Below are 26,559 nucleotides of genomic sequence, written 5' to 3'. Positions count from 1 at the left end.
CTTGATCTGGCCGCCACTGGTCGGCTTTCTCCTGCGTCGCTTGAATCCGTGGATGAACAGGTCTAATTTTTTCATGTGGGAAAATTTCCCACAGAGATAAAAAGTAGAAAAACAAACATCGATTTCCAACTTGATTCGACGTTTCTCGCGGTAATGACCAGGAGACGGAAGATGCACACTCACAAGTTATTCACCAAGGCATTGTTGGCGATAGCGATTGGAGGCGTGCTGTCGGCCTCCATGGTTCTGCTCCCCGATTCGATTTCCCATGATTCCAGTGCCTACGCCAAAGATGGTGGTGGTGGTGGTGGCGGTGGCGGTGGCGGTGGCCACGGCGGAGGTGGTGGCGGTGGTCACGGTGGCGGCGGTGGTGGTGGTCACGGCGGAGGCGGCGGCGGTGGTCACGGTGGCGGCGGTGGTGGAGGCCACGGTGGAGGCGGTGGTGGCGGTCATGGTGGAGGCAGTGGCGGCGGCGGTAGTGGCGGCGGCCATGGTGGCGGTGGAAGCGGAGGTTCAGGTGGCCATGGTGGAAGCGGCAGTGGTGGTGGCCATGCTGGCAATGGCAGTGGCGGCAGCAGTGGCAGCGGTCATAGCGGTAGCGGCCATAGTGGTAGCGACCATGGTGACGCCGGCCAGGGTCAGGCCGGAAACTCGAACTCCGGGCGCAGCAGCAACCATTCAGAACCTGGCGATGATCATGGCAATCATGTGGGTGGTGAGCCCGGCGATGACCATGGCAATCACGTTGGTGGTGAGCCCGGAGACGATCATGGCAATCATGTTGGCGGCGAGCCTGGCGACGACCACGGCAATCACGTTGGCGGTGAGCCTGGTGATGATCGTGGTGATCATGTGGGGGGCGAACCGGGTGATGACCGTGGCGATCACGTCGGCGGCGAGCCTGGAGACGATAACAGCAGAAGTTGACTGACTGAGGGTTCTCGTACAAAACCCAGGAGCGGGTTTTGTACGAGAACTGTATTACTGAGACCAACTGTCAAGGAATGTCCCCAATGCCATCGCCCACACTTGCACCTTCCCTCATAAGTGCGCTGCGACGAGTCATGCGTCCGCTGGTGCGCCTTATGCTGCGCAAAGGCATCACCTATACGGTGTTTGTCGATTTGCTCAAGGAGGTATTCGTTGATGTGGCCGATCGAGAATTCCGTCTGGACGACAAAGTTCCAAGTGACAGCCGCATCAGCCTGCTGACCGGTGTGCACCGCAAGGACGTCCGGCGTCTACGTCATGAGGCTGACGCCTCCAGCATGGCACTCCCCGACAACATCACCTTGGGCGCCCAACTGGTCAATGTCTGGACCAATAGCCCACCTTTCTGTAAGGAAACTGGTCAGGCGTTGCCTCTGCCGCGCTTGGCGAGCGTTGGCGGCGAAGCATCGTTTGATGCCCTGGTCGCGAAAGTCAGCACGGACATTCGTGCGCGCGTGGTGCTCGATGAATGGTTGCGCCTGGGCGTGGTACGACTCGATGAGCAAGACTGTGTGCACCTGGAGGCCCAGGCATTTTTGCCGCAGAAGGGCTTTGACGAGAAAGCGGCTTACCTAGGCCATAACCTCCATGACCATGCGAGCGCTGCCGTTCACAACCTCAGCGGTGAAGGACCACCCTTCTTTGAGCGCAGTGTGCACTACGACGCACTCACCCCGGTCAGCGTCCAGGTACTGCGCGATGCAGTTGCCAGTGAGGGCATGCAAACGCTGCTCGAATTCAGCCGACTTGCCGCAAGTTTGGAAAACCGTGATTTATCCAGCCTGGAGCCACGCCAGCGCATCACTATCGGGCTTTATTTCTACACTGAGCCTAACTCGCTGACGACGCCTCGCTCATGAACTCACTCCTGCGCCGCGCTCATACCTTTATTGCTGCCCTGGGGCTGTTGTCAGGCCTGGGGTTCTGCTCCTTGAGCAGCGCAGCACCGGCCTGCGTCAGCCGTGATGAGATTGGTATGGCGGGCGCATCGAGCCTGCAGTTTCCCGGAGGCACGGGAGGCACCGGGGCCCGCTCGGGCGGCGTGGGTGGCACGGGGATTCAGAGTGATAACGGGGGGATGGGCGGCAGCGGTGCGCCAATCCAGCAACGTCCGGGTGGAACGGGTGGCACCGGTGCGCCGATTTGGTCTCCCGGTGGAACCGGCGGCACCGGTATCGTCGGCACCATAACCGGCTTCGCTTCAATCTGCGTCAATGGCGTGGAGGTGCATTACGGCAAAGATGTACCGGTGAGTGAAAATGGCGTCGCAGCCAGCAGCGCCAACCTGGCAATCGGGCAGGTAGTGGCGGTGGAGTCTTTCGCCGGCAAGCGAGGCCTTGAGGCTGGACGCATTTCGATCCTGAACGTTTACGAAGGCCCGCTGACGCAGCTGCCAAATACCACCTCGCCACTGCGAGTAATGGGCCAGCCCGTGCACCTGGCCAAGGGCGCAAGAGTCGCAGAAGGCTTGCGACCTGGTGAACCGGTCAAGGTCAGCGGCCTGCGCAATGCCCGTGGCGAGGTAGTTGCCAGCCGTATCGAGCGAGCACCGGGCCTCAAGGAGTCCAGCGCCATTGGCGTGGTGGACCGCACGGGTAGCCTTCAAGGGCTGAAGCTGGGAAGCCGGGTAACGGCAGCGCAAGAAGTGCTCGTGCGTGGTCAGTGGACCGGTCGCCAGTTGGAAGTCGCCCAGAGTCGCCCCGATCCGAGCATGCCGTTTACCGCCAGAGTGCATCAGGTAGTAATCGAAGGGCTGGTGCAGGGCCGGCAGGAGCGGCGCCTGGTAGTGGGAGGCGTCAATGTGACCCTGGGCCACGACACGGTAATTGTCGGTGAGCAGGGCTCGGCATTGGCAATTGACCAGCGGGTGCGAGTGAGCGGCGAGCTCAGTGGTGCTAGAGAGGTGCGTGCCACTCGGGTTGAACTGCACAGCGAGCGCGCCGAAACACCGGGCAGGGACCGCTCCGGTCACCACGAACATTCCGACGATGACCACTCGGGCAGCGGCAGTAGCGGGAAGGGTGGCGTGACCGAGAGCGCTCGTTCTGATGCCAGCCACGGGGGTGATGACCGTGACGACGGCAGCCATGGCAGTGGTCGCGAAGACAGCGGCACGCCTGAGGCTGTGGATAACTCTGGAAAATCAGAGCACGTCGAGAAAGTTGAGCAAGCCGAAAAGGAAGACCGCAGCGGACGATCCGAAAAGGTCGAAAAGGCTGAAAAAGTCGAGAAGGTTGAGAAGGTTGAGAAGGTTGAGAAGGTTGAGAAGGTTGAGAAGGTTGAGAAAGTCGAGAAAGCCGAAAAGGTAGATAAGCCTGAGAAGGTAGAAAAGGCCGAAAAGGTAGAGAAGCCCGAAAAGGTAGAAAAGGTCGAGAAAGTAGAGAAGGTGGAAAAGGTCGAGAAAGTAGAAAAGCCCGAGAAGGTGGAAAAGGTCGAGAAAGTAGAAAAGCCCGAAAAGGTGGAAAAGGTCGAGAAGCCTGAAAAGGTGGAAAAGGCCGAGAGAGTAGAGAAGCCCGAAAAGGTCGAAAAAGTCGAAAAACTCGAGAAAGCAGAGCGCCCCGACTGAGTGTATCGGCGATTTTTCTGCCCTGTTGGCAGCCAACGATTTGCTGATAAGCAACTAGGCTGACAAGGCCTGATAGCGTTTCTTTGCGCGGCCTTGAGGTGATGATGAGACCTACGCTCACTCTGCTCGCCAGCCTGTTTGCCAGTTTTAGCCTGCCGACCCTGGGCGATACGTTTAGTACCGCCGTTGGTTTCGATTATTCAAGCGGTGACTACGGCACCGACACTACCTCGGAAATCTGGTACGTGCCCGTTGTTGGCAAGTACGAAACCGGGCCCATGACCTACAAGGTCACCGTGCCCTGGCTGCGGATTACCAACCCCGAAGTGGGCCCGGACGGAGACCCATTGCCCGGAGGCTGCCGGGATGTAGAAAGCGGCCTCGGCGATACGGTGGGTAGCGCAAGCTATGCGTTGCTCGATGGCAGTGAAAGTGGCGTCTTCGTGGATCTGATCGGTAAGGTAAAGTTTCCCACCGCAGATGAAGACCAGTGTTTGGGCACAGGCGAAACCGACTATACCGCTCAGGTTGATGTCGCCAAGGCATTTGGCCCGGTAACGGGTTTTGCCACGCTCGGCTGGAAAAAGTACGGTGACCCACCCGATAGCGATTTTGATGATCCGGTATTTGCCAGCCTGGGTTTCGCCACGCCCATCGCGGCACGCACCACCGCAGGAGCGTCCTATGATTGGCGGCAGAAAGTGGTCTCCACCGGTTCGCAAATCCAGGAGCTCACGTTATTTGTCACTCATAAGCTCAGCCAGCAATGGAAGGTTCAGCTGTACGCTGTAAAAGGCTTTTCCGACGCCAGCCCGGATGCCGAGGGAGGGATGCTGGTCTTCCACTCGTTCTGATCGGCTTGCTGCCAAAGTGGTCGCCCACTTTTCATTACTGGGCCAAAATGGGCCATCAATTTTCAAGGAACACCCATGGAACCCGGAAAACCTGCGCTCATTCGCGAAACCTTTCCCGTCGGCCCGTTGCAGTGCAACTGCACCATCATCGGCGACCCGATCAGCAAGAAAGCCATCGTCGTCGACCCGGGTGGCAACCATGAGCAGATCCTTGCACGCCTGGATGCGCACGGCCTGAAGGTGGTGAGCATCATTCACACCCATGCACACCTGGATCACTTCCTGGCCTCTGGGCAGTTGAAGGAAAAGACCGGTGCAACCTTACACCTGCACAAGGACGATCAGTTCCTCTGGGACAACCTGGAAATGCAGTGCCAAATGTTCGGTGTGCCCTATACGCCGGTGCCATCGCCAGACCGCTGGCTGGCCGATGACGAAGAGCTGGCGTGTGGTTGCGGCGTGGCCCTGCACACGCCGGGGCACACGCCTGGCTCAATGAGTTTCTGGTTTGCCGATGCCAAGCTGCTGATCGCCGGTGATACCTTGTTCCGCCGGGGTATTGGTCGCACCGATTTGTGGGGCGGTGACCAAGCGACTATCGTTCGCTCGATCAAACAGCGCCTCTACAGCCTGGATGAAGACGCCACTGTGGTCACCGGGCACGGTCCGGACACTCGTTTGGGTGACGAGATGCGTCAAAATCCATTCGTGCGCGCCTGAGTACTACGGAATTTTTTTACTTTTTCGCAATCCAAGGCTGGCACAGAACCGCTAATCGGTCTGCCTGCACTTTTGAATTTCAGTAGGAGCTTGTCCATGTTCACCATGCGTCGTTTGATTATCGTCGCTACTGCTGCCGCCTTGATGTCCGGTTGTGCCAGCCAGAACCCGTATGACAATCAGGGTCAGGCACAACAGGGCTCCACCGGGATGAGCAAAACCGCCAAGTACGGCGGCCTGGGCGCGTTGGCCGGGGCAATTGCCGGTGCGGCCATCGACCATAACAATCGTGGCAAGGGCGCGTTGATTGGTGCCGCTGCCGTAGGTGCTGCCGCAGCAGGTTACGGCTACTACGCCGACAAGCAGGAAGCTGCCTTGCGTGAAAGCATGGCCAACACCGGTGTAGAAGTGCAGCGCCAGGGCGATCAAATCAAACTGATCATGCCGGGCAACATCACCTTCGCTACCGACTCGGCGAACATTGCCCCAAGCTTCTACTCGCCACTGAACAACCTGGCCAACTCCTTCAAACAGTTCAACCAGAACACCATTGAAGTCGTGGGCTACACCGACAGCACCGGCAGCCGCCAGCACAACATGGACCTGTCCCAGCGTCGTGCGCAGTCGGTCGTGTCTTACCTGACCTCCCAAGGTGTTGACGCCAGCCGCGTTACCGCCCGCGGCATGGGCCCTGACCAGCCGATCGCGAGCAACGCCGATGCCAATGGCCGTGCGCAAAACCGTCGTGTAGAAGTCAACCTGAAGCCGATTCCTGGCCAGCAGTACCAGTAAGTTTCAGCGAATGTAAGAAGGCGAGCCAAATGGCTCCCCTTTTTTCTGAGCTGCTGTCGGTAAAAGCGGTCTGCAACAGGCTTGTACTGGCTTTGCTTGGTTCCTAGGACCTATCCTACGAACTCTGTCGCCCTGCAGATGATTGCTCCGAGGGAAGTACGCCACTAGGCTAATTGGGTCGCTGCATTATCAGCGATCGGGTTTGGCGACTCGGAGTGAACAAAAGACCTCACCATAGTTTTTATGGTGGCTGTGCGCGGGAGGGCTTCGGCCCTGCCGGGTTTTCCTTTTGTCTCGGTTCGCCAATCCGCGTACAGCCGCCACCCATTCGTTTGGCGACGATTTGGTGGTGGCTCCACATCAAAAGGAGTTCCATCATGAAAAAAGTTGTTCCCGATCCTCCAGAATTTCACCTCCTCGAAACCACGGAAACCCCTTTTGGCCTCTGTGATGTAGGTCATCCGCCGTTATTTTCCGTGTGCAGTGGAGTCAATGTCGAAGACGCCTTGGTGCATGCAGCGCTGTATCTGAAGTGCGCGAGCATGACCGCACCACTGGCGGTTGAATACACCCGCGAGCCTGGCCGAGGATTCGTCCAGTCGTCCTTGCATTCAATGGAAATGGCCAAGGGCCTGATCGATTCGTTGCTCGATGGCCTGGAGAGTCGCGCAATGCGCTAACTGCAACTCACCACTGCGGGAGCGGGTTTACCCCGCGATGCGATGTAGCAGCCAGTTCGCAATCGCAGGGCAAGCCCATTCCTACTTACAGTGGTTAGTGTTTGGTGGTGATCTTCAGTACATCGGTGAAGACGATGTCGACAGTCTGACCCACCTTGAGGTTTTTCATCCGAGCTTGCAGTTCTGGGTCTTCAACTTTCACCACTTTCTGCGGGCCTTCTGGCGGCATCAGGGTGACTTCGTGAGACTTCAGGTCGATCTTGGTGATCTTCGAGGTGATTTTGATCTGGCGGAACGCTTCGCCGCCCGGATTGGGGTTTTCCTTGGTGGCGCGGATGACGCCGGCTTCCTTGCTGGCACCTGGCTCGCCGCCGACGTTGGTATCCAGCACCGTCGCCACGGAGCGGGTGACATGCACGTTTACATCATCGCCGACCTTCAGGTTGCCCAGCGCCTTGGCCTGTTCTGAAACCTGAATCGGGACCTGGGTGTCATTCGGGCCCGCGACCGTTACCAGGCGCTTGTCCATGTCGATCGCCAATACTTTGGTTACCACATCATCCTCAATGGCCGTGCCACTGATCAGGATATCCTGCGCCTGCACCGAGAAACTGGCTGCAGTCATGAGCGAAGCAAGAGCAATGGCGTGAGTCAGGGTGCGCAGCGGTTTCATAGGCATGCTTTCCATGTGATGGCTATTAAGAAACATCGTGGAGAGAGCATAGATGCTGAAAGGAAACTTGGAAGCGCTAGGTGATTTTCTGTTGATTTGACTCAGTCCCAAGGGGAAGAAAACTTCCCGCTTGGGCAGGGCAAGTTTGACTCAGGCAGGATTTTCGGCCTTCAGGCGCTCAAGCAGGGCGTCTTTGTCTTGCCACAACTGGTTGATCCATTGCTGGAAGGCCAAGCGATAGGCTTCATCCTGGTCGTAGTTTTTGCCCAGGAATTGGGCCGGGATCGCCAGCTCTTCGAGGTGTACGACAAAGTGCTTCACTCGCCCGCACAACAGGTCCCAGAACCCGGGTGCGCCGGCTGGGTAATGGATGGTTACGTTGACGATCGACTGCAACTGTTCGCCCATGGCATCGAGCACGAAGGCGATACCGCCAGCCTTGGGCTTGAGCAGGTGCTTGAAGGGCGATTGCTGCTGGCGGTGTTTGCCTGGGGTGAAGCGGGTGCCTTCGGCGAAGTTGAAAATGGCGGTGGGTTTGCCACGGAATTTGGCACAGGTTCGCCGGGTGGTCTCCAGGTCTTTACCGGCCTTTTCCGGGTGCTTGGCCAAGTACGCCTTGGTGTAGCGCTTCATGAACGGGAAGCCCAGGGCCCACCAGGCCAAACCGATCACCGGCACCCATATCAGTACCTGCTTGAGGAAGAATTTCAACGGGCGAATACGGCGATTGAGCACGTACTGCAGCACCAGGATATCCACCCAGCTCTGATGATTACTGGTGATCAGATAACTGTGTTGATAGTCCAGCCCAGCCAGACCTTCGACCTGCCAGCGGGCTTTGCCCAGCAAGTTGATCCAGGCGTTGTTGTTGCTGATCCAGGCTTCGTGGATGTGCCGCATCAGTTCATCGGTTATCCGCTGCGCCGCCGCGAACGGCAGGCACAGCTTGAACAGGCTGACGATGAACAACGGGGTGCAGCAGACAATGGTGTTGAGGCCCAGCAGCAACGAGGCAATTACCCCGCGCAGAGGCGCGGGTAGAAATCCGAGCATGGTCAGCTATCCAGTGAGCGGTTGGCCTGAATCGCAGTCAGGGCAATGGTGTAGACGATGTCATCGACCTGGGCACCGCGCGGCAGATCGTTGACCGGTTTGCGCAGGCCTTGCAGCATCGGCCCAAGGCTTACGCAATCGGCACTGCGTTGTACTGCCTTGTGGGTCGTGTTGCCCGTGTTCAGGTCGGGGAACACGAAGACGGTCGCACGGCCCGCCACCTGGCTATTGGGTGCAAGTTCGCGAGCGATCTGCAGGTTGGCGGCCGTGTCGTACTGCAAGGGGCCATCGATTTGCAGGGTGCGTTGCGTTTCCTGCGCCAGCAAGGTGGCCTCGCGTACCTTTTGCACTTCTTCGCCGCTGGCTGAGTCACCGCTGGAGTAACTGATCATTGCCACGCGTGGAGCGATGCCGAAGGCTTCGGCCGAGTCGGCACTTTGCAAGGCGATCTCTGCCAATTCACTGGCGGTAGGGTGCGGATTCATTACGCAATCGCCGTACACCAGGACCTGTTCGGGAAACAGCATGAAAAACACCGAAGACACCAGGCTGCAGCCCGGCGCGGTCTTGATCAGTTGCAAGGCGGGGCGGATGGTGTTGGCGGTAGAGTGGACCAGCCCGGAAACCAGGCCATCGACTTCGTCCAGCGCCAGCATCATGGTGCCAATCACTACCGGGTCTTCAAGTTGTTGCTCGGCCATGGGTGCGTTCAGGCTCTTGCTTTTGCGCAAGCTGACCATCGGTTCTACATAACGCTCGCGAATCAGGTCCGGGTCGAGGATTTCCAGGCCTTCGGGCAAGGTGATGCCCTGGGCCCGCGCCACGGCCTGTACGTCGTCGGGCTTGGCCAGCAGCACGCAGCGGGCGATGCCGCGCGCCTGGCAGATGGCTGCAGCCTGCACGGTCATCGGCTCGGCGCCTTCAGGCAAGACAATGCGCTTGTTGGCTTGTTGGGCGCGCTGGATCAACTGATAGCGGAATACCGCCGGTGACAGGCGCAGCTCGCGCGGGGTACCGCAGCGCAGGTGCAGCCAGTCGGCATCCAGGTAGCTGGCGACGAAGTCGGTGATGATTTCCGCTCGCTCGCGGTCATCCACCGGGATTTCCTTGTTGAGCTGATTCAACTGGTTGGCGGTGTCGTAGGAACCGGTGCTCACCGAGAGAATCGGCAGTCCCGCCAGCAAGGCGCCCTGGCACAGTTCAAGAATGCGCGGGTCAGGCTTGCTGTCGCTGGTCAGCAGCAGACCGGCAAGCGGTACGCCGTTGATCGCGGCCAGGCTCACCGCGAGGATGATGTCGTCGCGGTCACCCGGTGTTACCACCAGCGTGCCCGGCTTGAGCAGGGGTACGGTGTTGGCCACTGTTCGGGCACAAATGATGATCTTGTTCATCCGCCGCTGTTCGTAATCACCGGCGTTGAGCACTTGGGCACCGAGTAGCTCGGCTACATCGCGAGTACGTGGAGCGTTGAGGTCGGCCTGGTAGGGAATGCAGCCCAACAGGCGGAACTCACCACTGCGCAGCAAGGGCGAGTGCTCTTTCAAGCGGTCGGCGAACACGCTCATGCTTTCGTCGGTGCGCACTTTGTTGAGAATCACGCCCAGCACTTTCGGGTCTTTCGGGCCACCGAATAACTGCGCTTGCAACTCGACCCGGCCGGAAAGCTCGGTGAGCACTTCGTTTTCCGGCGCCGATACCAGGATCACCTCGGCATCCAGGCTCTTGGCCAGGTGCAGGTTTACCCGGGCGGCATAGCTGGCATGGCGGGTAGGAACCATGCCCTCGACCACAACCACGTCCTTGCCGATGCATGCCTGCTGATACAGGGTGATGATTTCTTCGAGCAACTCATCCAGCTGACCATCACCGAGCATGCGTTCGACATGACCCAGGCTCAATGGCTGGGGTGGCTTGAGGCCGTGGGTGCGGGCAACCAGTTCGGTGGAACGTTCCGGGCCGGTGTCGCCAGGGTGCGGCTGGGCAATCGGCTTGAAGAAGCCGACTTTCAGGCCGGCGCGCTCAAGGGTACGAACCAGGCCAAGACTGATGGAGGTCAGGCCGACACCAAAGTCGGTCGGCGCGATGAAAAATGTCTGCATGCGAGCTTCTCGAAAAGAGCTGTGGCAAAAAATTCAATTGCCAAGGGTATCGTTATCGACACCCTGCCGATAGCGGGTATTGCGCAGGATCGGGCGTGCCAAGTCCCGTTTGTCCGGGTTGCGTTCGCTTTCAAGCGATGCGTTGGTTACACTTGTTGCTCTACATTCTTATGCAAAAGGTCTCGCCCCATGCTGATCGCCGCCAACAAGGCTGTCTCCATCGACTATACCCTCACCAACGACGCTGGTGAGGTCATCGACAGCTCCGCCGGCGGCGCTCCGCTGGTTTACCTGCATGGCGCAGGCAACATCATTCCAGGCCTGGAAAAAGCCCTGGAAGGCAAAACTGCCGGTGACGAACTGGAAGTTGCCATCGAACCAGAAGACGCCTACGGCGAATACCTGGCCGAACTGGTCAGCACCCTGAACCGCAGCATGTTCGAAGGCGTCGACCAACTGGAAGTGGGCATGCAGTTCCACGCTTCCGCTCCAGATGGCCAGATGCAGATCGTTACCATCCGTGATCTGGATGGCGACGACGTGACTGTCGACGGCAACCACCCACTGGCGGGTCAGCGCCTGAACTTCAAGGTCAAGGTCATCACCATTCGTGACGCCAGCGAAGAAGAAGTAGCTCATGGCCACGTCCATGGCGAAGGTGGCCATCAGCACTGATTTTCTGCGCTAAGCTCAGAGAGTCGCGAAGGCGCCCGGGCAAGTCCGTCGCACTCCAGATAGGGGAAGACGGCTTGGCAGGGCGCCTTTTTAATGGGCTGGTGTTACTGATTGCAGCCTGCAGCGGCAACCGGGATCTGGAGAGGGGAGTACGTCATGAGTGCATTTCACGACCTGAAGTTGCAGGCGTTGAATGGGCAGGAGTTGCCTCTGGCGCCGTTCAAGGGCCAGGTGGTGCTGGTGGTCAATGTCGCCTCCAAGTGTGGCTTGACCCCGCAATATGCAGCGCTGGAAAACCTTTATCAGCAATACAAAGGCAAAGGTTTTAGCGTGCTGGGCTTGCCGTGTAATCAGTTTGCCGGGCAGGAGCCAGGCACTGAAGAAGAAATCCAGCAGTTTTGCAGCCTGAATTACGGTGTGACCTTTCCGCTGGGCAGCAAGCTGGACGTCAATGGCGCTGAACGTCATCAGCTCTATCGTTTGCTCGCCGGTGAAGGCGCCGAGTTCCCTGGCGACATTACCTGGAACTTCGAGAAGTTCCTGGTGGGCAAGGACGGTCGGGTGCTGGCACGTTTCTCACCGCGCACCGCACCGGATGATGCGACCGTGGTGCAGGCGATCGAAAAGGCGTTGGATTAGTAGATTCGATCACGGGGTAAGCCTACTCCTACTAAACGGTAGGAGTGGGTTTGGCCCGCGATGCTGTTAAATCACTCAAATCAATAGTGCTGGGCCACCCCTGCGGCTCACCCTATTCTTTGGCGCATTCCTACTTCTTTGGAGCGCCGCATGTCCGCCACTGCACTGTTCACCCCTTTCCAACTGGGCTCACTTGAGCTGCCAAGCCGTGTGGTGATGGCGCCGATGACCCGCACGTTCTGCCCCGGTGGCGTGCCCCACGCCAAGGTTGTCGAGTACTACCGCCGACGTGCTGGCGCAGGCGTCGGGCTGATCATTACCGAAGGCACCACCGTCGCTCATAAAGCCGCCAACGGTTACCCGAACGTTCCTCGCTTTTATGGTGAAGACGCGCTGGCCGGCTGGAAAAAGGTGGTTGATGCCGTGCATGCCGAAGGCGGACGTATCGTTCCGCAGCTCTGGCACGTGGGCAGTGTGCGGCGTGTGGGCACCGAGCCGGATGCCAGCGTGCCGGGGTACGGCCCAAGTGAGAAGATCAAGGACGGCCAGGTAGCGGTCCATGGCATGAGCCATGACGATATTCGTGAGGTTATCGAAGCCTTTGCCCAGGCTGCTCGTGACGCTCAAGCCATCGGCATGGATGGGGTGGAGATCCATGGTGCCCACGGCTACCTGATCGACCAGTTCTTCTGGGCCGGCAGCAACCAACGTACCGATGAATACGGTGGCGATTTGGCCGGCCGTTCGCGTTTTGCCATCGAGCTGATCCAGGGCGTACGGGCCGCCGTGGGCCCCGGGTTTCCGATCATTTTCCGTTTCTCGCAGTGGAAGCAGCAGGACTACAGCGCCCGCCTGGTTGAAAGCGCCGAAGCGCTGGGTGCATTTTTGCAGCCGCTGGCCGAAGCCGGTGTGGACATTTTCCATTGCTCCACTCGCCGCTTCTGGGAGCCGGAGTTCGCAGGCTCTGACCTGAACCTTGCTGGCTGGACGCGTAAGCTCACCGGAAAACCGACCATTACCGTCGGTAGCGTTGGCCTGGATGGCGAGTTCCTGCAGTTCATGGTGGCCACTGACAAGGTGGCGCAGCCGGCCAGCCTGGAAAATCTGCTGGTGCGTTTGAACAACGACGAGTTCGACCTGGTAGCAGTAGGGCGTGCGTTGTTGGTTGATCCGGATTGGGCTGCCAAGGTTCGCGATGGCCGCGAGCAGGATATTTTGCCATTCAGCCGTGAGGCGTTGACGACTCTGGTTTGATGATCTCTGGTTTGATGATCAGCGCTGGCGGCAGTCGCTGCGTAGCGCTGCGGACCTGCTGACAGGCCGCGTGAAGATGGCCTTCGAACTGCTCGACAATTGCTGGCCAGCCTTGCCGGCTGGCGTGTTGCCGGGCGTTCAAACGTACTCGACGTAATGCTTCGGGGTCATCCAGCAGCCAGTTGCAGGCATCGACAAACGCAGCTTCGTCGCCCGGCATGGCCAGCGCGCCGCTGTGGCCGTGGCGGATGTGCTGGGCCGCGGCAGCCTGGTCGTAGGCCACCACCGCCAATCCTGCCGCCATTGCTTCAAGCACCACGTTGCCAAAGGTTTCAGTCAGGCTCGGGAACAGGAAAATATCCCCGGAGGCGTAATGTTCGGCCAGGGTTTCACCACGTTGGGCTCCGCAGAACAGGGCCTCAGGCAGCTGTTGTTGCAAAGCGCTGCGCTGGGGGCCATCACCGACCACAATCAATTTGATACGGCGCTGTGGATAGTTTTTTCGTGCTGCGTGCAAGCAGTGTTGCAGCATGCCTAGGTTTTTCTCCGGCGCCAGGCGTCCGACATGCAAGAGTGCAATATCGTCGTTTTCCAGGCCCCACTGTTCACGTAGCGCCTGGCTTCGCCGTCCCGGGTAGAACAATTGGCTGTCGACGCCGTGGCCCATCAGCGTGAGATTGTCGAAACCGCGGCGTCCTAGCTCAAGATGCTGGCTGGCGCTTGGGACCAGCGTGGTATGGGTACGGCGGTGGAACCAGCGCAGGTAGTGAGTGAGCAACCTTGCCAGCAGCCCCAGCCCATATTCGTTCGAATACTGGTGAAAATTGGTGTGAAAGCCACTGACCACGGCAATCCCCAGTCTGCGCGCAGCCCTCAGGGCACTTAAGCCCAATGGCCCTTCGGTGGCGATATACAGCACGTCCGGACGCTGTCGGCGCCAGCGCCGCATCAGTTTGTGCATCGACACCTGGCCCCACTGCAGTCCTGGGTAGCCCGGTAACGGCCAACCTCTGCAGAGCAGTTGCCAGTTGCTCTTGTCACCCGGCGGATCACCGGCCTGGCGAGGGCGGATCAGCTCAACTTGATGGCCCCGCTGGCCCAACCCCTCGATTAAGTGGCCGAGGGTAATGGCCACGCCGTTGATTTCCGGTGGGAAGGTTTCGCTGATTAGGGTGACGTGCAGGGAGGGTGCGCTCATAACACCAGTCTCAGCGGCCTCGGTTGCGCTGCAGTGACATATTAATGACTGATTTGTGATGCCCGGTTTATGGCGCTGGCGGGCTGAAAATATTTCCCAGGGTGGTACTCAAGAATGTCTGACGATCTGCCGATGCAGAGGCATTCGAATGACCGATTTCGCTCCAGGAGAGCGTTGATGTTCAACAGCAAACTGAAAAAAGAAAACCTCAAGCTGCGCGAAGAGCTGCTGTCGATGGAGCAGGTCAAAAGCAGCCTGGACAGCGAGATGCTGGTTTTGGAGCTTGACCCTCAGGGGCGGATTGAATCGGTCAACAGCAATTTCGAAAAGGAAATGATCTACAGCAGCCATCAACTGATTGGCCGCAACATCGAAGAAATCGTACCGCCTCACGTCAAGCAGCTGGATTTCTACCAGCGCATGAAGACTGCAATCACTCGCGGCGAGCACCTCAACGGTGCGTTTCGCCTGCTGCGTGGCAATGGTGAGGAGGCCTGGTTGCGCTCGATTCTGCAGCCGGTGAAAAACAGTGAGGGGCGCCTAAAGTATTTCACCCTGCACTCCAGCGACCTGACCCGCACGATCGAGACCTCGCGTGAACACGAGAGCTTGATCAAGGCACTGATGCGCTCTACTGCCGTGATCGAGTTCAACCTGCAGGGCGAAGTGCTGACCGCCAATGACCGCTTCCTGCAGACCATGGGCTATCGGCTGGAGCAAGTTGTCGGCAAGCATCACCGTATGTTCTGTGAGCCGCAGGATTACAACTCCACTGCCTACGATGCGTTCTGGGAAAGTTTGCGCCGTGGCCAGTTCGTTGCCGAGCGCTTCAAGCGTGTGGACGCACATGGCCGGGTGGTCTGGCTGGAGGCGTCCTATAACCCGATCATCGATGCCCATGACGTGCTCTACAAAGTGGTCAAGTTCGCCACTGTGATCACCGAGCAGGTCAATCAGGAAATCGCCGTGGCCGCAGCGGCCGACATTGCCTACAACACCTCGCTGGAAACCGACAGCAGTGCGCGCAAGGCTACGGAGGTGGTGACCCAGACCGTGGATGTCATGCGTGGCCTGGAGTCGTGCATGCAGGACGCGGCAGAGGGTATCGAAGCGCTGAACAAGCAGTCGCAGGTCATCGGTTCAATCATCAAGACCATCAGTGACATCGCCGGACAAACCAACCTTTTGGCCCTTAATGCCGCCATCGAGGCAGCTCGCGCCGGAGAGCAGGGCCGCGGCTTTGCCGTTGTTGCCGACGAAGTACGCCAATTGGCTTCGCGCACCAGCACGGCCACCGAGGAAATCGCCCGGGTCGTGCAGCAGAACGAGCAGTTGGCCAAGGCTGCGGTGGATATCATCGACAGCAGCAAGCGCCAGGCCGAGCAGGGGCTGACGCTTGCCGGTCACACCGGAACGGTGATTGTCGAAATCCAGGACGGGGCGAAAAAGGTTGTCAGCGCCGTGGGGCAGTTTTCGAGTCAGCTGAACGTCTAAGTACAGTAGCCTGCCTGAACACAAGGCAGGCTCCTGCGTTGAATCAGCCGATGTGGTTCAGTTGAACGGTGCCGGACGCGGCGTCTGCGCCGAAGACGGGGGCAGTATTGGCAGTTTGAAGCTCGGTTGATCGCCGGTCAGCGTATCGAGGAAGGCGACGATCTGGGAAACCTCGTCACCGCTCAACTTACGCCCCAGTTGCAACCGCGCCATCACATCCACCGCTTCTTCCAGCTGCCAGTAGGCGCCGTCATGGAAGTAGGGGTAGGTCAACGCGACGTTACGCAGCGTCGGCACCTTGAACATCATCCGGTCCTGGTCCTTGCCGGTCAGGCCCGCGACACCTTGGGCCGGGTTCTTGGTGGCATAGGGTTCGACCATGCCCATTTTCTGGAACGAGGCGCCCCCTACGGCTTCGCCATTGTGGCAAGCAACGCAGCCGATGCTCTTGAACAACTGATAGCCTTTCTCGGCGGTGGCGCTGATGGCCTTTTTGTCTCCCTTCAGCCAACGGTCGAATGGCGCGTTGGGTGTGACCAGGGTTTCTTCGAAGGCTGCAATGGCGTCGGTTACCTCGTCGATGGTCACGCTGTCATTGCCATACACCTGCTTGAACGATGCCTTGTACTGGGGAATCGAGCGCAGCACGTCCACCGCCAGATCGTGGGTGAAGCCCATTTCTCCGGGGTTGGCGATGGGGCCACCGGCCTGCTCTTTGAGGGTCGCAGCGCGGCCATCCCAGAACTGCGCGACGCTCATGCTCGAGTTGAGCACAGTAGGGGAGTTGATCGGACCCTGATGCCAGTTGTGGCCGATTGAGGTGGGCAGGTTGTCGCTGCCGCCCATACTCAGGTTGTGGCAAGAGTTGCAGGAAATGAAGCCGGACTTGGACAGGCGTGGATCAAAGAACAACTGCTTGCCCAGTTCAACCTTGGCTTCGTTGGTGATCTTCGCCGGCTGTACCGGCAGGATGGGCTCGTTGGCAGGGGCTGAGCCCCATGCCTGTCCTCCCGCCATTAACCCGAACATCAGCATCAGTGGTCTAAACATGGAGCGCTCCCCTACAGGCTTATAGTTTTAATAACCATGTTCCATGTATGGGTTTGCTGCCGTGATGCAGATCAACGCCGATGTCAGGGTTTCTGTACTGCTGCCGTTTCCGCCCCGCGTTCGCGCACCCAGAACAAGGTGGCGCCGGCCACCGCGGCAGGCATCATCAGAATGTTGACGAAAGGAATCATCAGCGCGAGGTAAGTGATGCCGCCAAAGCCCAGGCTCTGCCAGCGTTTGGCGCGCAGCCAGGCAAGCATGTCCTGCCAGCTCATCTTGTGGTTATCCGCCGGGTAGTCGATGTACTGGATCGCTATCATCCAGATACCGAACAGTAGCCACAACGGAGCGGCAATGATGTTGACCACTGGAATCAGCGACAGGACGAACAGTGCCAGCGCCCGCGGCAGGAAGTAGCCCAACTTGCGCATTTCGCGGCTGAGGGTGCGCGGCACCATGGCGGTGAGTTCGGCCCAACGGAAGGCCGGGAAGTCATCCGTGCCGCGTACGACCACTTCGACCTTTTCAGCCAGAAAGCCGTTGAAGGGCGCGGCAATAATGTTGGCCAGCAGGGTGAAGGTGAAGAACACCATCAGCACCACCAGCGCGACGAACAATGGCCACAGCACGTAGTTGAGAAAGCTCAGCCAGCTCGGCAGGCTGGGCATCAGTGAATCGACCCAGAGGCTGAATTGATGGCCAGCGAAATAGATCAAACCGACGAACAGCAGCAGGTTGACTGCCAGAGGCAGCAATACGAATAGGCGCAGGCTCGGGCTCAGGACCAGTTTCAGTCCTTCACGCAGGTACTGAGGGCCAGAGAGTACAGGGGCTTGCATAGGGAACTCCGGGTGAAGGCAAACGCGCTGACCTTACCGAGTTTGAGCGGCTGGCGAAAGCGCGGCGCTATGGAGGAAACGGGCTGTAACAAAGCTCGGCACCTGGTAAGGCGTAGTGTAATAGGCAAACAGCTGTAGGCTCCGATGATGAATAGAGCCGGCCTATAAGGTGGATTGTCTAAGGATATTTCCTTAATCTCTGCGGCCTCGCTAAAGTGCGCACATATTTTTCAACGCCTTCGAATTCTGATCTTCAAGGAGTTTTCATGAGCATTCTGGTCAACAAGCAAGCCCCTGATTTCGATGCGGCGGCAGTTCTGGGCGACGGTTCTATCGTCGACAGCTTCAAGCTTTCCTCGCTGCGCGGCAAATACGTCGTGCTGTTCTTCTGGCCGCTGGACTTCACCTTTGTCTGCCCGTCGGAAATTATTGCCCACAACAACCGCATGGATAAGTTCCGCGAGCTGGGTGTTGAAGTGGTAGGTGTCTCTATCGACTCGCAGTTCACTCACCACGCATGGCGCAGCACGCCAGTGGAGAAGGGCGGTATCGGCGAAGTCGAATTCACCATGGTTGCCGACGTCAAGCACGAGATCACCCGTGCCTACGGTATCGAACACGATGCTGGCGTGGCACTGCGTGCCTCGTTCCTGATCGACCAGCAAGGCGTGGTACAGCACCAGGTTGTCAACAACCTGCCGCTGGGTCGTGAAGTCGACGAGATGATCCGTCTGGTCGAAGCACTGCAGTTCACCGAGCAGCACGGCGAAGTTTGCCCTGCCGGCTGGCGTCCGGGCCAGAAAGGTATGAAGGCTGATGCCAAAGGCGTTGCCGACTACCTGGCGGAAAACGCCGCCAGCCTGTAAGGCTGCGTTTCAACGGTTTTCAGAACCTGCGGCCAAAAGCCTTCCCCAAGTGCTTCGCAGGTTCTTTTTTATTCCAGCCGGCCACCCCGGCGATACGAAGCGGGCAATCCAGCGCCCGCTTTGACAGGAGAGCGTCATGTCTGAAGTTCGTCATTCGCGAGTGATTATTCTTGGCTCCGGCCCTGCCGGTTACAGCGCCGCCGTGTACGCCGCACGTGCCAACCTCAAGCCGCTGCTGATTACCGGCATGCAGGCTGGCGGCCAGCTGACCACTACCACCGAAGTCGACAACTGGCCGGGCGATGCCCACGGTCTGACCGGCCCGGCACTGATGCAGCGTATGCAGGAACACGCCGAGCGTTTCGAAACCGAAGTGGTGTTCGATCACATCAATGCCGTCGACCTCGCCAGCAAGCCGTACACCCTCAAAGGTGACAGCGCCACCTACACCTGCGATGCCCTGATCATCGCCACCGGTGCCAGCGCTCGTTACCTGGGCCTGCCATCGGAAGAAGCGTTCATGGGCAAAGGTGTTTCTGCCTGCGCAACCTGCGACGGTTTCTTCTACCGCAACAAGCCAGTGGCAGTCGTCGGTGGCGGTAACACCGCTGTTGAAGAGGCCCTGTACCTGGCCAACATCGCCAGCAAGGTTACGCTGGTTCACCGCCGCGAAACGTTCCGCGCCGAGAAGATCCTGGTCGACAAGCTCAACGCACGTGTAGCTGAAGGCAAGATCGAGCTGAAACTCAACGCCACCCTGGACGAAGTTCTGGGCGACGACATGGGCGTCACCGGTGCTCGCCTGAAGAACAACGATGGCAGTTTCGATGAGATCAAGGTCGACGGCGTGTTCATCGCTATCGGTCATACCCCGAACACTTCGCTGTTCGAAGGTCAGCTGACCCTTAAGGATGGCTACCTGGTGGTGAACGGTGGGCGCGATGGCAACGCTACCGCTACCAACGTTGAAGGCGTGTTCGCCGCGGGCGACGTAGCCGACCACGTGTATCGCCAGGCGATCACCTCGGCCGGTGCTGGTTGCATGGCTGCGCTGGATGTCGAGCGCTACCTGGACGGCCTGCAGAACGCTTGATTGTGCTGTAGCAAAATTGCGGGGCAATCCCGCTCCCTCCGGTGTTGTACAAGCCGGCAGGAGCGGGTTTGCCCCGCAATGCGTTTACAGGCTCAGACGCATGGACAAGTCCACAGCCTTCACATCCTTGGTCATGGCACCAATGGAGATGTAGTCGACGCCGGTTTCGGCAATCACCCGCAGGGTGTCCTCGTTTACGCCCCCGCTGGCCTCAAGCTTGGCCTTGCCGGCATTCAGGCGCACGGCTTCGCGCATGTCGTCCAGACTCAGTTCGTCGAGCATGACGATATCGGCACCGGCATCCAGGGCTTGCTTGAGCTCTTGCAGACTTTCCACTTCGACTTCCACCGGCTTGCCGGGCGCAATCTTGTGGGCGGCGCTGATAGCCTGGGCAATTCCGCCGCTGGCGGCAATGTGGTTTTCCTTGATCAGGAAGGCATCGAACAGACCGATACGATGGTTGTGACAACCGCCACAGGTGACCGCGTACTTCTGCGCCAGGCGCAGGCCCGGCAGTGTTTTGCGGGTATCGAGCAGCTTGACCTGGGTATCGGCGACTTTATCGGCGAAGAACTGCGCGCGGGTTGCCACCCCCGAGAGCAATTGCAGGAAGTTCAGCGCACTGCGCTCGCCGGTCAAAAGCGAGCGGGCGGGTCCTTCCAGATGAAACAGCGGCTGATTGGGCTGGGCACGCTCACCGTCCTTTACCTGCCAATGCACCGCTACCCGCGGATCGAGTTGGCGAAACACTGCATCGACCCAGGCACTGCCAGCAATGACGCACTCATCGCGCGTAATGATGGTGGCCTTGGCCAGGCGCTCGGCCGGGATCAGTTGGGCGGTGATGTCGCCACTGCCAACGTCTTCGAGCAATGCGCGGCGCACGTTGGCTTCGATTTCGGCGGTCAGGTCGGCGAGGCGTAAATTCGGCATGGCAGGCTCCACAAGCTAATTGCCCGGGATTATAGGGCAGCCCGTGCTAGCGAGTGTCTTGATTTTGCCAGATAATGCGACTTGTATTTGACGTCATGGCTTTGACGATCGGTTGCCTTACTACAAAAATCTACCCTGCAAGGAGTCCGGGATGCACAAAGGCGGGAAGGTGGTGCCAATCAAGGCCGCCATCGATCAGGCGCGCAACGCGCCTATGGCTCGTCTGCCGGTGGTGCTCCTGCAGGTGCGCGACAAAGCTGCATTACAACTACGACAAGGTCTGCAGGCGTTGTTCGAGAATGCCGACGACATGCTGTTCGAAATGGCTGACAAGGCGGTCAGTAACGGTGAGCAGAACGCACTCTTCGAAGCCATGCGAGACCTGCGGCTGAAAAGCAAGAATATCGAGCGTGGCTATCTGGACTGTTTCTATGAGGCCTTCGGGCGCATGGGCCAGGCCGAGATGCTGTTACCTAGACAGTCAGACAGCCATGAGCAGTCAGCTCAGGCGGTTCTGAACGAGCGAGAGCGCTCCAGCGTGCTGGAGGCGATGGTCGAGCGGATTCTTGCGCGCGACGGCTTTGCCCTCAATCAGTTGACCTTGCGTTTCAGCGCATTGACCGGCCAGCCCCTCGATGACCGACGCAATCCGTTGGGCCCGGCCATGCTGTGCGAATACTTTCTTCAAGCTGGGCGCAATCTTGGGGTAGGCATCAAGGTCAAGCTGATCATCCTCAAGCTTTTCGAGCGTTACGTCCTGCAAGACGCCCAGCAGCTGTATGGCGATGCCAATCAGTTATTGATGGCGACCGGAATTCTGCCTGAACTCAAAGCGGTACATCGGCGTCGAGCGCAGCACCGTCCCGTGCCGAGCGTCGAGAACACCCCTTGCCAGTGTGGTGAACCGAATGTCGAGCTGGATGCCAGCGAGCAGGCGGTATTCACTTCATTACAAAGCTTGCTTTCGAGGGTGCGGGGGCGTGTGGCGCCGCGGCTGGAGGCGTGCAGCCCGGTGCAGCCGATCAGCACCCGTGATCTGCTGCGCCTGCTTTCTCATCTGCAGCACTATGTACCGCCGGCCTGTGAGGCTGATGATTTCGACCTGCACCAGCAGCTTGAGCAGTTGCTGACTCGCGTCAGTGTAAAGAGCGGCACCTACCGCAAGGTCGAAGTGGTTGATGAGGATGTCATCAACCTGATTGGCATGCTCTTCGATTTCATTCTTGCCGATCACAACCTGCCGCAGTCTCTGCGCAGCCTGATCGGACGCATGCAGATCCCCATGCTCAAGGTTGCAGTGCTGGATAAGCGCTTTTTCAGTCGCAGCTGTCATCCCGCCCGACGCCTGCTCAACGAAATCGCTACAGCAGCCGTGGGTTGGGAGGCAAGCGATGACGGCCAGCGCGATGCCTTGTACCAGCGCGTGGAGAAAATCATCCAGAGCCTGCTCAACGACTTTGACGATGATCCGGTGATTTTTTCCGAGCTACTAAGCGAGTTTGTCGCCTTCAGCAGCGAAGAGCGGCGACGCAACGAACTGCTGGAGCAACGTACACGGGATGCCGAAGAAGGCCGCGCGCGAGCGCATCTGGCGCGTCAGCGAGTGCAGCAGGAACTCAATCGCCGGCTCTTGGGCAAAAGCTTGCCACGGGTGGTGGTGCGCATGCTTGAAGAGGCCTGGAGCCAAGTGCTGCTATTGGTTTATCTCAAGCATGGGGATACTTCGGTTTCGTGGCTCGAAACTCTGGAGACCATGAACGAATTGATCTGGAGTGTCGAACACTCCACCGACGAGCCGCAGGCGCGCCAGCACTTGCTTGAAATTTTGCCGGGGTTGCTCAAGGCCCTGCGTGATGGCTTGGCCAGCGCTGCTTTCGATCCTTTTGCCACCAGCGAGTTCTTTGCGCAGCTGGAAGCTTTGCACGTACAGGCATTCGAGAATCGGTTCACTGGCAGCCACCTGAGCAACGCAGGGCTGGAGCGTGTGCTGGTGCTCGATGAAATCAATTTGATCGGCCCGGAACAGGCAATGCCTGTGGACAGTGTGATGTTCATGGGCAACGACGATCCGGCAATACTGCAAGTGCAGCGCTTGCGTATTGGCACCTGGGTAGAGCTGATTGAGGGTGAAGATGTGCAGCGTTGCAAGCTGATTACCCAGATCGACAGCACCGACCGGCTGGTTTTCGTCAATCGCACTGGCCTCAAGGTTTGTGAGTATTCGCCGTTGGCGCTGGCAGCCGCCTTTCGCCGCGGTACTGCGCGCGTACTCGACGACTCGCTGCTATTCGACCGGGCGCTGGACTCAGTAGTCAGTCAATTGCGCCGACATCAGTTGCGTTAGTTTTCCTACGTGTTTTAACCATGCATCCCATGACGCCTCGGGGCATACTGAGAGCGTGCTCTCGTGCCTCAGGATTTTCTATGCAACTGGACCGCACTACAGGATGGTTCGCCGGCATCACTCATTGCCCTTCGCCGAACTTCAATGTCCGCGCCGAAGGCGAAGTCATCTCCCTGCTTGTGATTCACAATATCAGCCTGCCGCCCGCGCAGTTTGCTACCGGCAAAGTCCAGGAATTCTTTCAAAATCGCCTGGACCCTGACGAACATCCCTATTTCGAAGGGATCAAGCACCTGCGCGTATCAGCGCATTTTCTGATTGAACGAGACGGCAAGGTTACCCAGTTCGTTTCCTGCCTGGATCGCGCCTGGCATGCTGGCGTGTCCTGTTTTGCCGGGCGTGAGGCCTGCAACGATTTTTCCATCGGCATCGAGCTTGAAGGTACCGATGAGTTGCCTTACACCGATGCCCAGTATCAGGCACTGCAGCAACTGACCCGTCAGATCCAGGCTGCCTGGCCGGCCATTGACGAGCAGAGAATCCAGGGCCATAGCGATATTGCCCCGGGGCGCAAGACCGACCCGGGCCCTGCTTTCGACTGGTCGCGATACCGTGCGGCCTTGCAGAACAAAGAGGACAGATCATGAGTTTTCTGGTGTTGTTGCTGGTGCTGTGGGTCGAGAAATTTTCGGCACTGCGCCAGCGACTGCAGCGCGACGGTTTCTTTCGTGCCGAACTTGCCCGGCTGGAGCGCAGCGGCAAAAGCCATCCATGGTGGCTGCTGCTGATTCTGGTGCTGTTGCCGGTGCCGGTGCTGCTGGTGGCTTTGCTGGTTCATGTGCTGGAACCCGTAGCCTACGGTTTGCTGGCACTGCCGGTGCATCTGCTGGTGCTGATTTACAGCCTGGGCCGCGGTGACGTCAAAGCATCACTGGGGCCGTTTCGTGACGCCTGGCGGCGCGGTGATGAACAAGCTGCCGTGCACGTGGCCGAGCGAGACCTGAATGTGACCGGTGACGACGCGTCATCTCTGCTTGAACGGGTTCAGGGGCACTTGTTGTGGCAAGCGTACCAGAGCTTCTTTGCGGTAATTTTCTGGTATGCCCTGTTAGGCCCTGCGGCAGCGCTGGCCTATCGTTTGCTGGCGTTGACCGCCGAGCATGCCAATGCTGCAGCGCTGCGCGAGCGTGCCCAGCAATTGCGCCATGCCTTTGACTGGGCGCCGGTGCGGGTGCTGGGTGTGAGCTTTGCCCTGGTCGGCAATTTTGTTGCAGTAAGCCGGGTGATGCTGCACGAGTTGCTCAATTGGCACATCAGCGCGGCAAAATTGATCGCTTCGGTCGGTAAAGTAGCTGGGGACATGCCTGCAGATGTGCCAGCAGGACCTGCAGGCCTGGTCGGGCTGGATTCGCTATGGGAGCTGCTGCTTCGCTCTGCAGTGCTCTGGTATGCCTGTTTCGCCCTGTGGACCGTACTTGGCTGAATGCACAAGCGGGAGCAGCCGCTGGTCTGCTCCCGAATCGGTTTACCTTAAGTTACAAAACCTCCTTCCGATATGCGTTATACAGGTGCTGAAATTTCATCAGTGGCCTAGTGCCATTGTGCGCGCATAACAATAAGAATCGGAGGGGACCGCCTGTGAAGAGTCTGTTGTATCCGGCTATCGCACTGATGAATCGGCTGAGTTTCGGGATGAAATTCAGCTTGATCAGTATTCTGTTTTTCCTGCCTATGTTGGTGACCAACTACTACCTGGTCCACGACTCCTACGCGAAATTCCATGCCACGCAGGTTGAGCTCAAGAGCCTTGAGCTGCTCGGCAACAGCATGACCTTGCGTGGTGACCTGGAAACCCTGGGCAACCTGGTACAAATCAACGCCATACTCGGCCAGTCGGGCAAGGCCGGCGATCTTGAGGCGCAGATTTCGACGCTTGAGCAGCAAGTGTTCGAGCGTTTGTCGGGTATTTCTGCTGTTATCGCCGATGAGGGCCAGGCGCGGGACCTCCATGGCAAGCGCGATGACATGCTCAACTTGCTTAAAGCTGCCCAAGCCGAGTCGTCCCTGACCAGCAAGGTTGCCCATCTCGACAAGCTTCTGGCGCAGGCCCAGGTGCTGAGCAAAATGATTGCCAGCCAGGCCGGACTTACCCAGGACAGCGACGTGGCAATTCGCCAACTGACAGAGTTGATGGTCAACGTCACCCCTGAAGTGACCCAGACCCTGGGTGAAGGCCGGGCTATGGGCGCTTATTCGTTGGGCCAGGGCTTTCTCAACTCAGCTGTCAGTACCCGCTTCGAGGATTTGCTGCAGCGGTTGGACAAGCTCGCTGCAAACTATGCATTGAGGGTCCAGGAAGCATTGGCCAGTGAGCCTGCTGCGCAATCGCGCCTAGGCAGCCTGGCCAACAGCAGCCAGGCTTCGTTGAAGCAGGCCAGCGAGCTGTTCGAAGAGCAAGTGATCCTGGCCGAAACGTTCGACGCACCCTGGTTGGGGTTCTACCAGCAAGTCAGTGGGCTGATGGCCCATACCTACGCGCTCAACACGGCGACAGGCGAGTTTCTTGATCAGCAATTGCAGCAGCGCCTCGGCGAGCATCGGTTGCACATGATCTTGCTGGTGTCTGCACTGGCCGGCGTATTTTTGCTGATTGTCTATCTTTACGGCGGCTTCTACGCATCTACCCGCCATACCCTGAAAAGCCTGGGCGCGGTCATGGACAAGGTCGCTGCCGGGGATATGACCGTAAGCTTTCGAGCCGACAGCCGTGACGAACTGGGCGAGCTGGGGCAGGTGTTCAACGGTACGGTCCAGCGTATTCACGATCTTATCGAGCAGGTCGGTCGTACCGTGGTTGAAGTCGAGCACCAGGCAGAGCAGGTGCACGCGGTTTCGGCACGCAGCAATCAGGCGGTCAGTGGCCAGCGCGGGCAGATCGAGCAGGTGGCTACGGCCATGAACCAGATGTCGGCCACTGCCCAGGAAGTGGCGCGCAGTGCCGCGGCCGCGGTCAACAGTGCTCATAGCGTTAACCAGGAGACAGTGAGTGGCCGCGGTCTGGTCGAGGTTCAGCAGGGCAATATTGCGCGGCTGGCCGGTGAAATCGATCAGTCGGTGGTGGTCATCAATCAACTGGCCAGTGACAGCCAGGCCATCAGCCGCGTGCTTGAAGTCATCAAGAGCATTGCCGAGCAAACCAACCTGTTGGCACTCAATGCTGCCATCGAGGCCGCGCGTGCCGGAGAACAGGGGCGTGGCTTTGCCGTGGTGGCCGACGAAGTCCGCACCCTGGCCAAGCGTACCCAACACTCGACCGAAGAAATCGACCAGATGATCTCGCGCCTGCAAGGCGGTGTCGGTGCAGCGGTAAAGGCAATGGATGCCAGCCATCAGGTGGCTGCCGGTACGGTCGGGCAGTCGCAGCAGGTGCAGCAGGCACTGGAAAACATTCTTGGCGCGGTTGGCACCATCGTTGATCAGAACCAGCAAATTGCGGCTGCCGTCGAGCAGCAGACAGCGGTTGCCCAGGACATCGACCAGAATATCGTGCAGATCAATCGGGCCGCCGAACATACCACCCAAGGTGCTCACCAAACTGAAGATGCCAGCCGCCAGCTGTCAGCCCAGGTGATGGAGCTCAAGCGCCTGATCGGCGCATTCAGAGTCTGACATCGCAGTTGCTGAACTTTTCCACGCTGTGACAAAGTAGCGCCCTTAAGGATTCCAGGGAGCCGGATGTGTCGGCAA

General features: G+C 58.8%; 24 protein-coding genes and 3 pseudogenes. 19 read left to right on the top strand and 8 right to left on the bottom strand.

Features of this window, described 5'->3' with window-relative positions:
* Window positions 1–171 precede the first annotated feature (171 nt).
* The 7 genes from H8F21_RS17995 to H8F21_RS17965 all read left to right on the top strand — a co-directional run bounded on the left by H8F21_RS17995 (window position 172) and on the right by H8F21_RS17965 (window position 6,602).
* The gene (locus H8F21_RS17995) at window positions 172–927 is read left to right on the top strand and encodes a hypothetical protein (RefSeq protein WP_236043105.1); all 756 of its coding nucleotides are present in this window, start codon (window positions 172–174) and stop codon (window positions 925–927) included.
* Between the two features lie 86 nt (window positions 928–1,013).
* A complete protein-coding gene (locus tag H8F21_RS17990; RefSeq protein ID WP_203480668.1) occupies window positions 1,014–1,850 on the top strand; it encodes a DUF6502 family protein in 837 nt (278 codons plus the stop codon).
* Window positions 1,847–3,556 (top strand): DUF5666 domain-containing protein, encoded by a 1,710-nt coding sequence (locus H8F21_RS17985; protein WP_236043104.1) that lies wholly within the window; start codon window positions 1,847–1,849, stop codon window positions 3,554–3,556. Before H8F21_RS17990 ends, H8F21_RS17985 begins: the two co-directional genes overlap by 4 nt.
* Window positions 3,557–3,660: 104 nt before the next feature.
* Window positions 3,661–4,410, top strand: coding sequence for a hypothetical protein (locus H8F21_RS17980; protein ID WP_203482183.1), 750 nt, complete (start codon window positions 3,661–3,663; stop codon window positions 4,408–4,410).
* 75 nt (window positions 4,411–4,485) lie between these two features.
* Complete coding sequence (locus H8F21_RS17975; protein WP_203482181.1) at window positions 4,486–5,130, top strand: MBL fold metallo-hydrolase; 645 nt, start codon at window positions 4,486–4,488, stop codon at window positions 5,128–5,130.
* A 96-nt stretch (window positions 5,131–5,226) separates the two neighbouring features.
* Entirely contained in the window at window positions 5,227–5,922 is a 696-nt protein-coding gene (locus H8F21_RS17970) for an OmpA family protein (RefSeq protein WP_203482180.1), read from the top strand.
* 377 nt (window positions 5,923–6,299) lie between these two features.
* Complete coding sequence (locus H8F21_RS17965) at window positions 6,300–6,602, top strand: DUF3077 domain-containing protein (protein ID WP_203482179.1); 303 nt, start codon at window positions 6,300–6,302, stop codon at window positions 6,600–6,602.
* Window positions 6,603–6,696: 94 nt separating this feature from the next.
* Here H8F21_RS17965 and H8F21_RS17960 read toward each other — a convergent pair whose 3' ends face one another.
* The 4 genes and pseudogenes from H8F21_RS17960 to H8F21_RS30085 all read right to left on the bottom strand — a co-directional run.
* Window positions 6,697–7,275, bottom strand: a complete 579-nt coding sequence (locus H8F21_RS17960) for a hypothetical protein (protein WP_203482178.1) — start codon at window positions 7,273–7,275, stop codon at window positions 6,697–6,699.
* 150 nt (window positions 7,276–7,425) lie between these two features.
* Window positions 7,426–8,328 (bottom strand): acyltransferase, encoded by a 903-nt coding sequence (locus H8F21_RS17955; protein WP_203482177.1) that lies wholly within the window; start codon window positions 8,326–8,328, stop codon window positions 7,426–7,428.
* A gap of 2 nt (window positions 8,329–8,330) precedes the next feature.
* On the bottom strand, window positions 8,331–10,427 hold the full coding sequence (gene pta, locus H8F21_RS17950; RefSeq protein WP_203482176.1) for a phosphate acetyltransferase: 2,097 nt from the start codon (window positions 10,425–10,427) through the stop codon (window positions 8,331–8,333).
* A gap of 99 nt (window positions 10,428–10,526) precedes the next feature.
* Window positions 10,527–10,648 (bottom strand): annotated as a pseudogene (locus H8F21_RS30085) (DUF3565 domain-containing protein); the annotation flags it as partial.
* Here H8F21_RS30085 and H8F21_RS17945 point away from each other — a divergent pair.
* The 3 genes from H8F21_RS17945 to H8F21_RS17935 all read left to right on the top strand — a co-directional run bounded on the left by H8F21_RS17945 (window position 10,617) and on the right by H8F21_RS17935 (window position 12,995).
* Window positions 10,617–11,102, top strand: coding sequence for an FKBP-type peptidyl-prolyl cis-trans isomerase (locus H8F21_RS17945; protein ID WP_203482175.1), 486 nt, complete (start codon window positions 10,617–10,619; stop codon window positions 11,100–11,102). The pseudogene H8F21_RS30085 and the gene H8F21_RS17945 sit on opposite strands and share 32 nt — an antisense overlap.
* Window positions 11,103–11,258: 156 nt before the next feature.
* Entirely contained in the window at window positions 11,259–11,741 is a 483-nt protein-coding gene (locus tag H8F21_RS17940; protein ID WP_203482174.1) for a glutathione peroxidase, read from the top strand.
* Window positions 11,742–11,891: 150 nt separating this feature from the next.
* Entirely contained in the window at window positions 11,892–12,995 is a 1,104-nt protein-coding gene (locus H8F21_RS17935) for an NADH:flavin oxidoreductase (protein WP_203482173.1), read from the top strand.
* Here H8F21_RS17935 and H8F21_RS17930 read toward each other — a convergent pair.
* Window positions 12,964–14,193 carry a glycosyltransferase family 4 protein gene (locus H8F21_RS17930; RefSeq protein ID WP_203585131.1) on the bottom strand — a complete coding sequence of 410 codons (1,230 nt, stop codon included), beginning with the start codon at window positions 14,191–14,193 and terminating at the stop codon, window positions 12,964–12,966. The two genes, H8F21_RS17935 and H8F21_RS17930, sit on opposite strands and share 32 nt — an antisense overlap.
* Window positions 14,194–14,307: 114 nt before the next feature.
* On the opposite strand from H8F21_RS17930, the pseudogene H8F21_RS30080 reads away from it, so the two are divergent.
* Both H8F21_RS30080 and H8F21_RS30075 read left to right on the top strand, forming a co-directional pair.
* Window positions 14,308–15,141: pseudogene (locus H8F21_RS30080) on the top strand (PAS domain-containing protein); the annotation flags it as partial.
* Window positions 15,142–15,255: 114 nt separating this feature from the next.
* Window positions 15,256–15,687 carry a methyl-accepting chemotaxis protein gene (locus H8F21_RS30075; RefSeq protein WP_413243012.1) on the top strand — a complete coding sequence of 144 codons (432 nt, stop codon included), beginning with the start codon at window positions 15,256–15,258 and terminating at the stop codon, window positions 15,685–15,687.
* Between the two features lie 57 nt (window positions 15,688–15,744).
* On the opposite strand, the gene H8F21_RS17920 is transcribed toward H8F21_RS30075, so the two are convergent.
* Both H8F21_RS17920 and cysZ read right to left on the bottom strand, forming a co-directional pair.
* Entirely contained in the window at window positions 15,745–16,737 is a 993-nt protein-coding gene (locus tag H8F21_RS17920) for a cytochrome-c peroxidase (RefSeq protein WP_203482167.1), read from the bottom strand.
* 83 nt (window positions 16,738–16,820) lie between these two features.
* On the bottom strand, window positions 16,821–17,576 hold the full coding sequence (gene cysZ / locus H8F21_RS17915; RefSeq protein ID WP_203482165.1) for a sulfate transporter CysZ: 756 nt from the start codon (window positions 17,574–17,576) through the stop codon (window positions 16,821–16,823).
* A 266-nt stretch (window positions 17,577–17,842) separates the two neighbouring features.
* Here cysZ and H8F21_RS17910 point away from each other — a divergent pair, with 266 nt between their 5' ends.
* Both H8F21_RS17910 and trxB read left to right on the top strand, forming a co-directional pair.
* The gene (locus H8F21_RS17910; RefSeq protein WP_133216766.1) at window positions 17,843–18,442 is read left to right on the top strand and encodes a peroxiredoxin; all 600 of its coding nucleotides are present in this window, start codon (window positions 17,843–17,845) and stop codon (window positions 18,440–18,442) included.
* Window positions 18,443–18,578: 136 nt separating this feature from the next.
* Complete coding sequence (gene trxB / locus H8F21_RS17905) at window positions 18,579–19,535, top strand: thioredoxin-disulfide reductase (protein WP_136478111.1); 957 nt, start codon at window positions 18,579–18,581, stop codon at window positions 19,533–19,535.
* Window positions 19,536–19,619: 84 nt separating this feature from the next.
* Here the strand turns inward: trxB and nadC are convergent, their stop codons facing one another.
* Window positions 19,620–20,468, bottom strand: a complete 849-nt coding sequence (nadC, locus tag H8F21_RS17900) for a carboxylating nicotinate-nucleotide diphosphorylase (RefSeq protein ID WP_203482164.1) — start codon at window positions 20,466–20,468, stop codon at window positions 19,620–19,622.
* A 151-nt stretch (window positions 20,469–20,619) separates the two neighbouring features.
* On the opposite strand from nadC, the gene H8F21_RS17895 reads away from it, so the two are divergent.
* The 5 genes and pseudogenes from H8F21_RS17895 to H8F21_RS30065 all read left to right on the top strand — a co-directional run bounded on the left by H8F21_RS17895 (window position 20,620) and on the right by H8F21_RS30065 (window position 26,481).
* Entirely contained in the window at window positions 20,620–22,812 is a 2,193-nt protein-coding gene (locus H8F21_RS17895; RefSeq protein WP_203585130.1) for a DUF1631 domain-containing protein, read from the top strand.
* 80 nt (window positions 22,813–22,892) lie between these two features.
* Window positions 22,893–23,459, top strand: a complete 567-nt coding sequence (ampD, locus tag H8F21_RS17890; RefSeq protein WP_203482162.1) for a 1,6-anhydro-N-acetylmuramyl-L-alanine amidase AmpD — start codon at window positions 22,893–22,895, stop codon at window positions 23,457–23,459.
* A complete protein-coding gene (gene ampE / locus H8F21_RS17885) occupies window positions 23,456–24,295 on the top strand; it encodes a regulatory signaling modulator protein AmpE (RefSeq protein WP_203585129.1) in 840 nt (279 codons plus the stop codon). The genes ampD and ampE overlap by 4 nt, the downstream gene beginning before the upstream one ends.
* Window positions 24,296–24,483: 188 nt before the next feature.
* Window positions 24,484–25,578: pseudogene (locus tag H8F21_RS30070) on the top strand (methyl-accepting chemotaxis protein); the annotation flags it as partial.
* Window positions 25,552–26,481, top strand: a complete 930-nt coding sequence (locus tag H8F21_RS30065; protein WP_413243011.1) for a methyl-accepting chemotaxis protein — start codon at window positions 25,552–25,554, stop codon at window positions 26,479–26,481. The pseudogene H8F21_RS30070 and the gene H8F21_RS30065, both read left to right, overlap by 27 nt.
* The last annotated feature ends 78 nt before the right edge of the window (window positions 26,482–26,559 follow it).

The organism is Pseudomonas arcuscaelestis, assembly GCF_016881005.1.
GTDB lineage: Bacteria > Pseudomonadota > Gammaproteobacteria > Pseudomonadales > Pseudomonadaceae > Aquipseudomonas > Aquipseudomonas arcuscaelestis.
The sequence above is the reverse complement of the archived record's forward strand: the minus strand, read 5'-3'. Positions and strand labels throughout refer to the sequence as shown.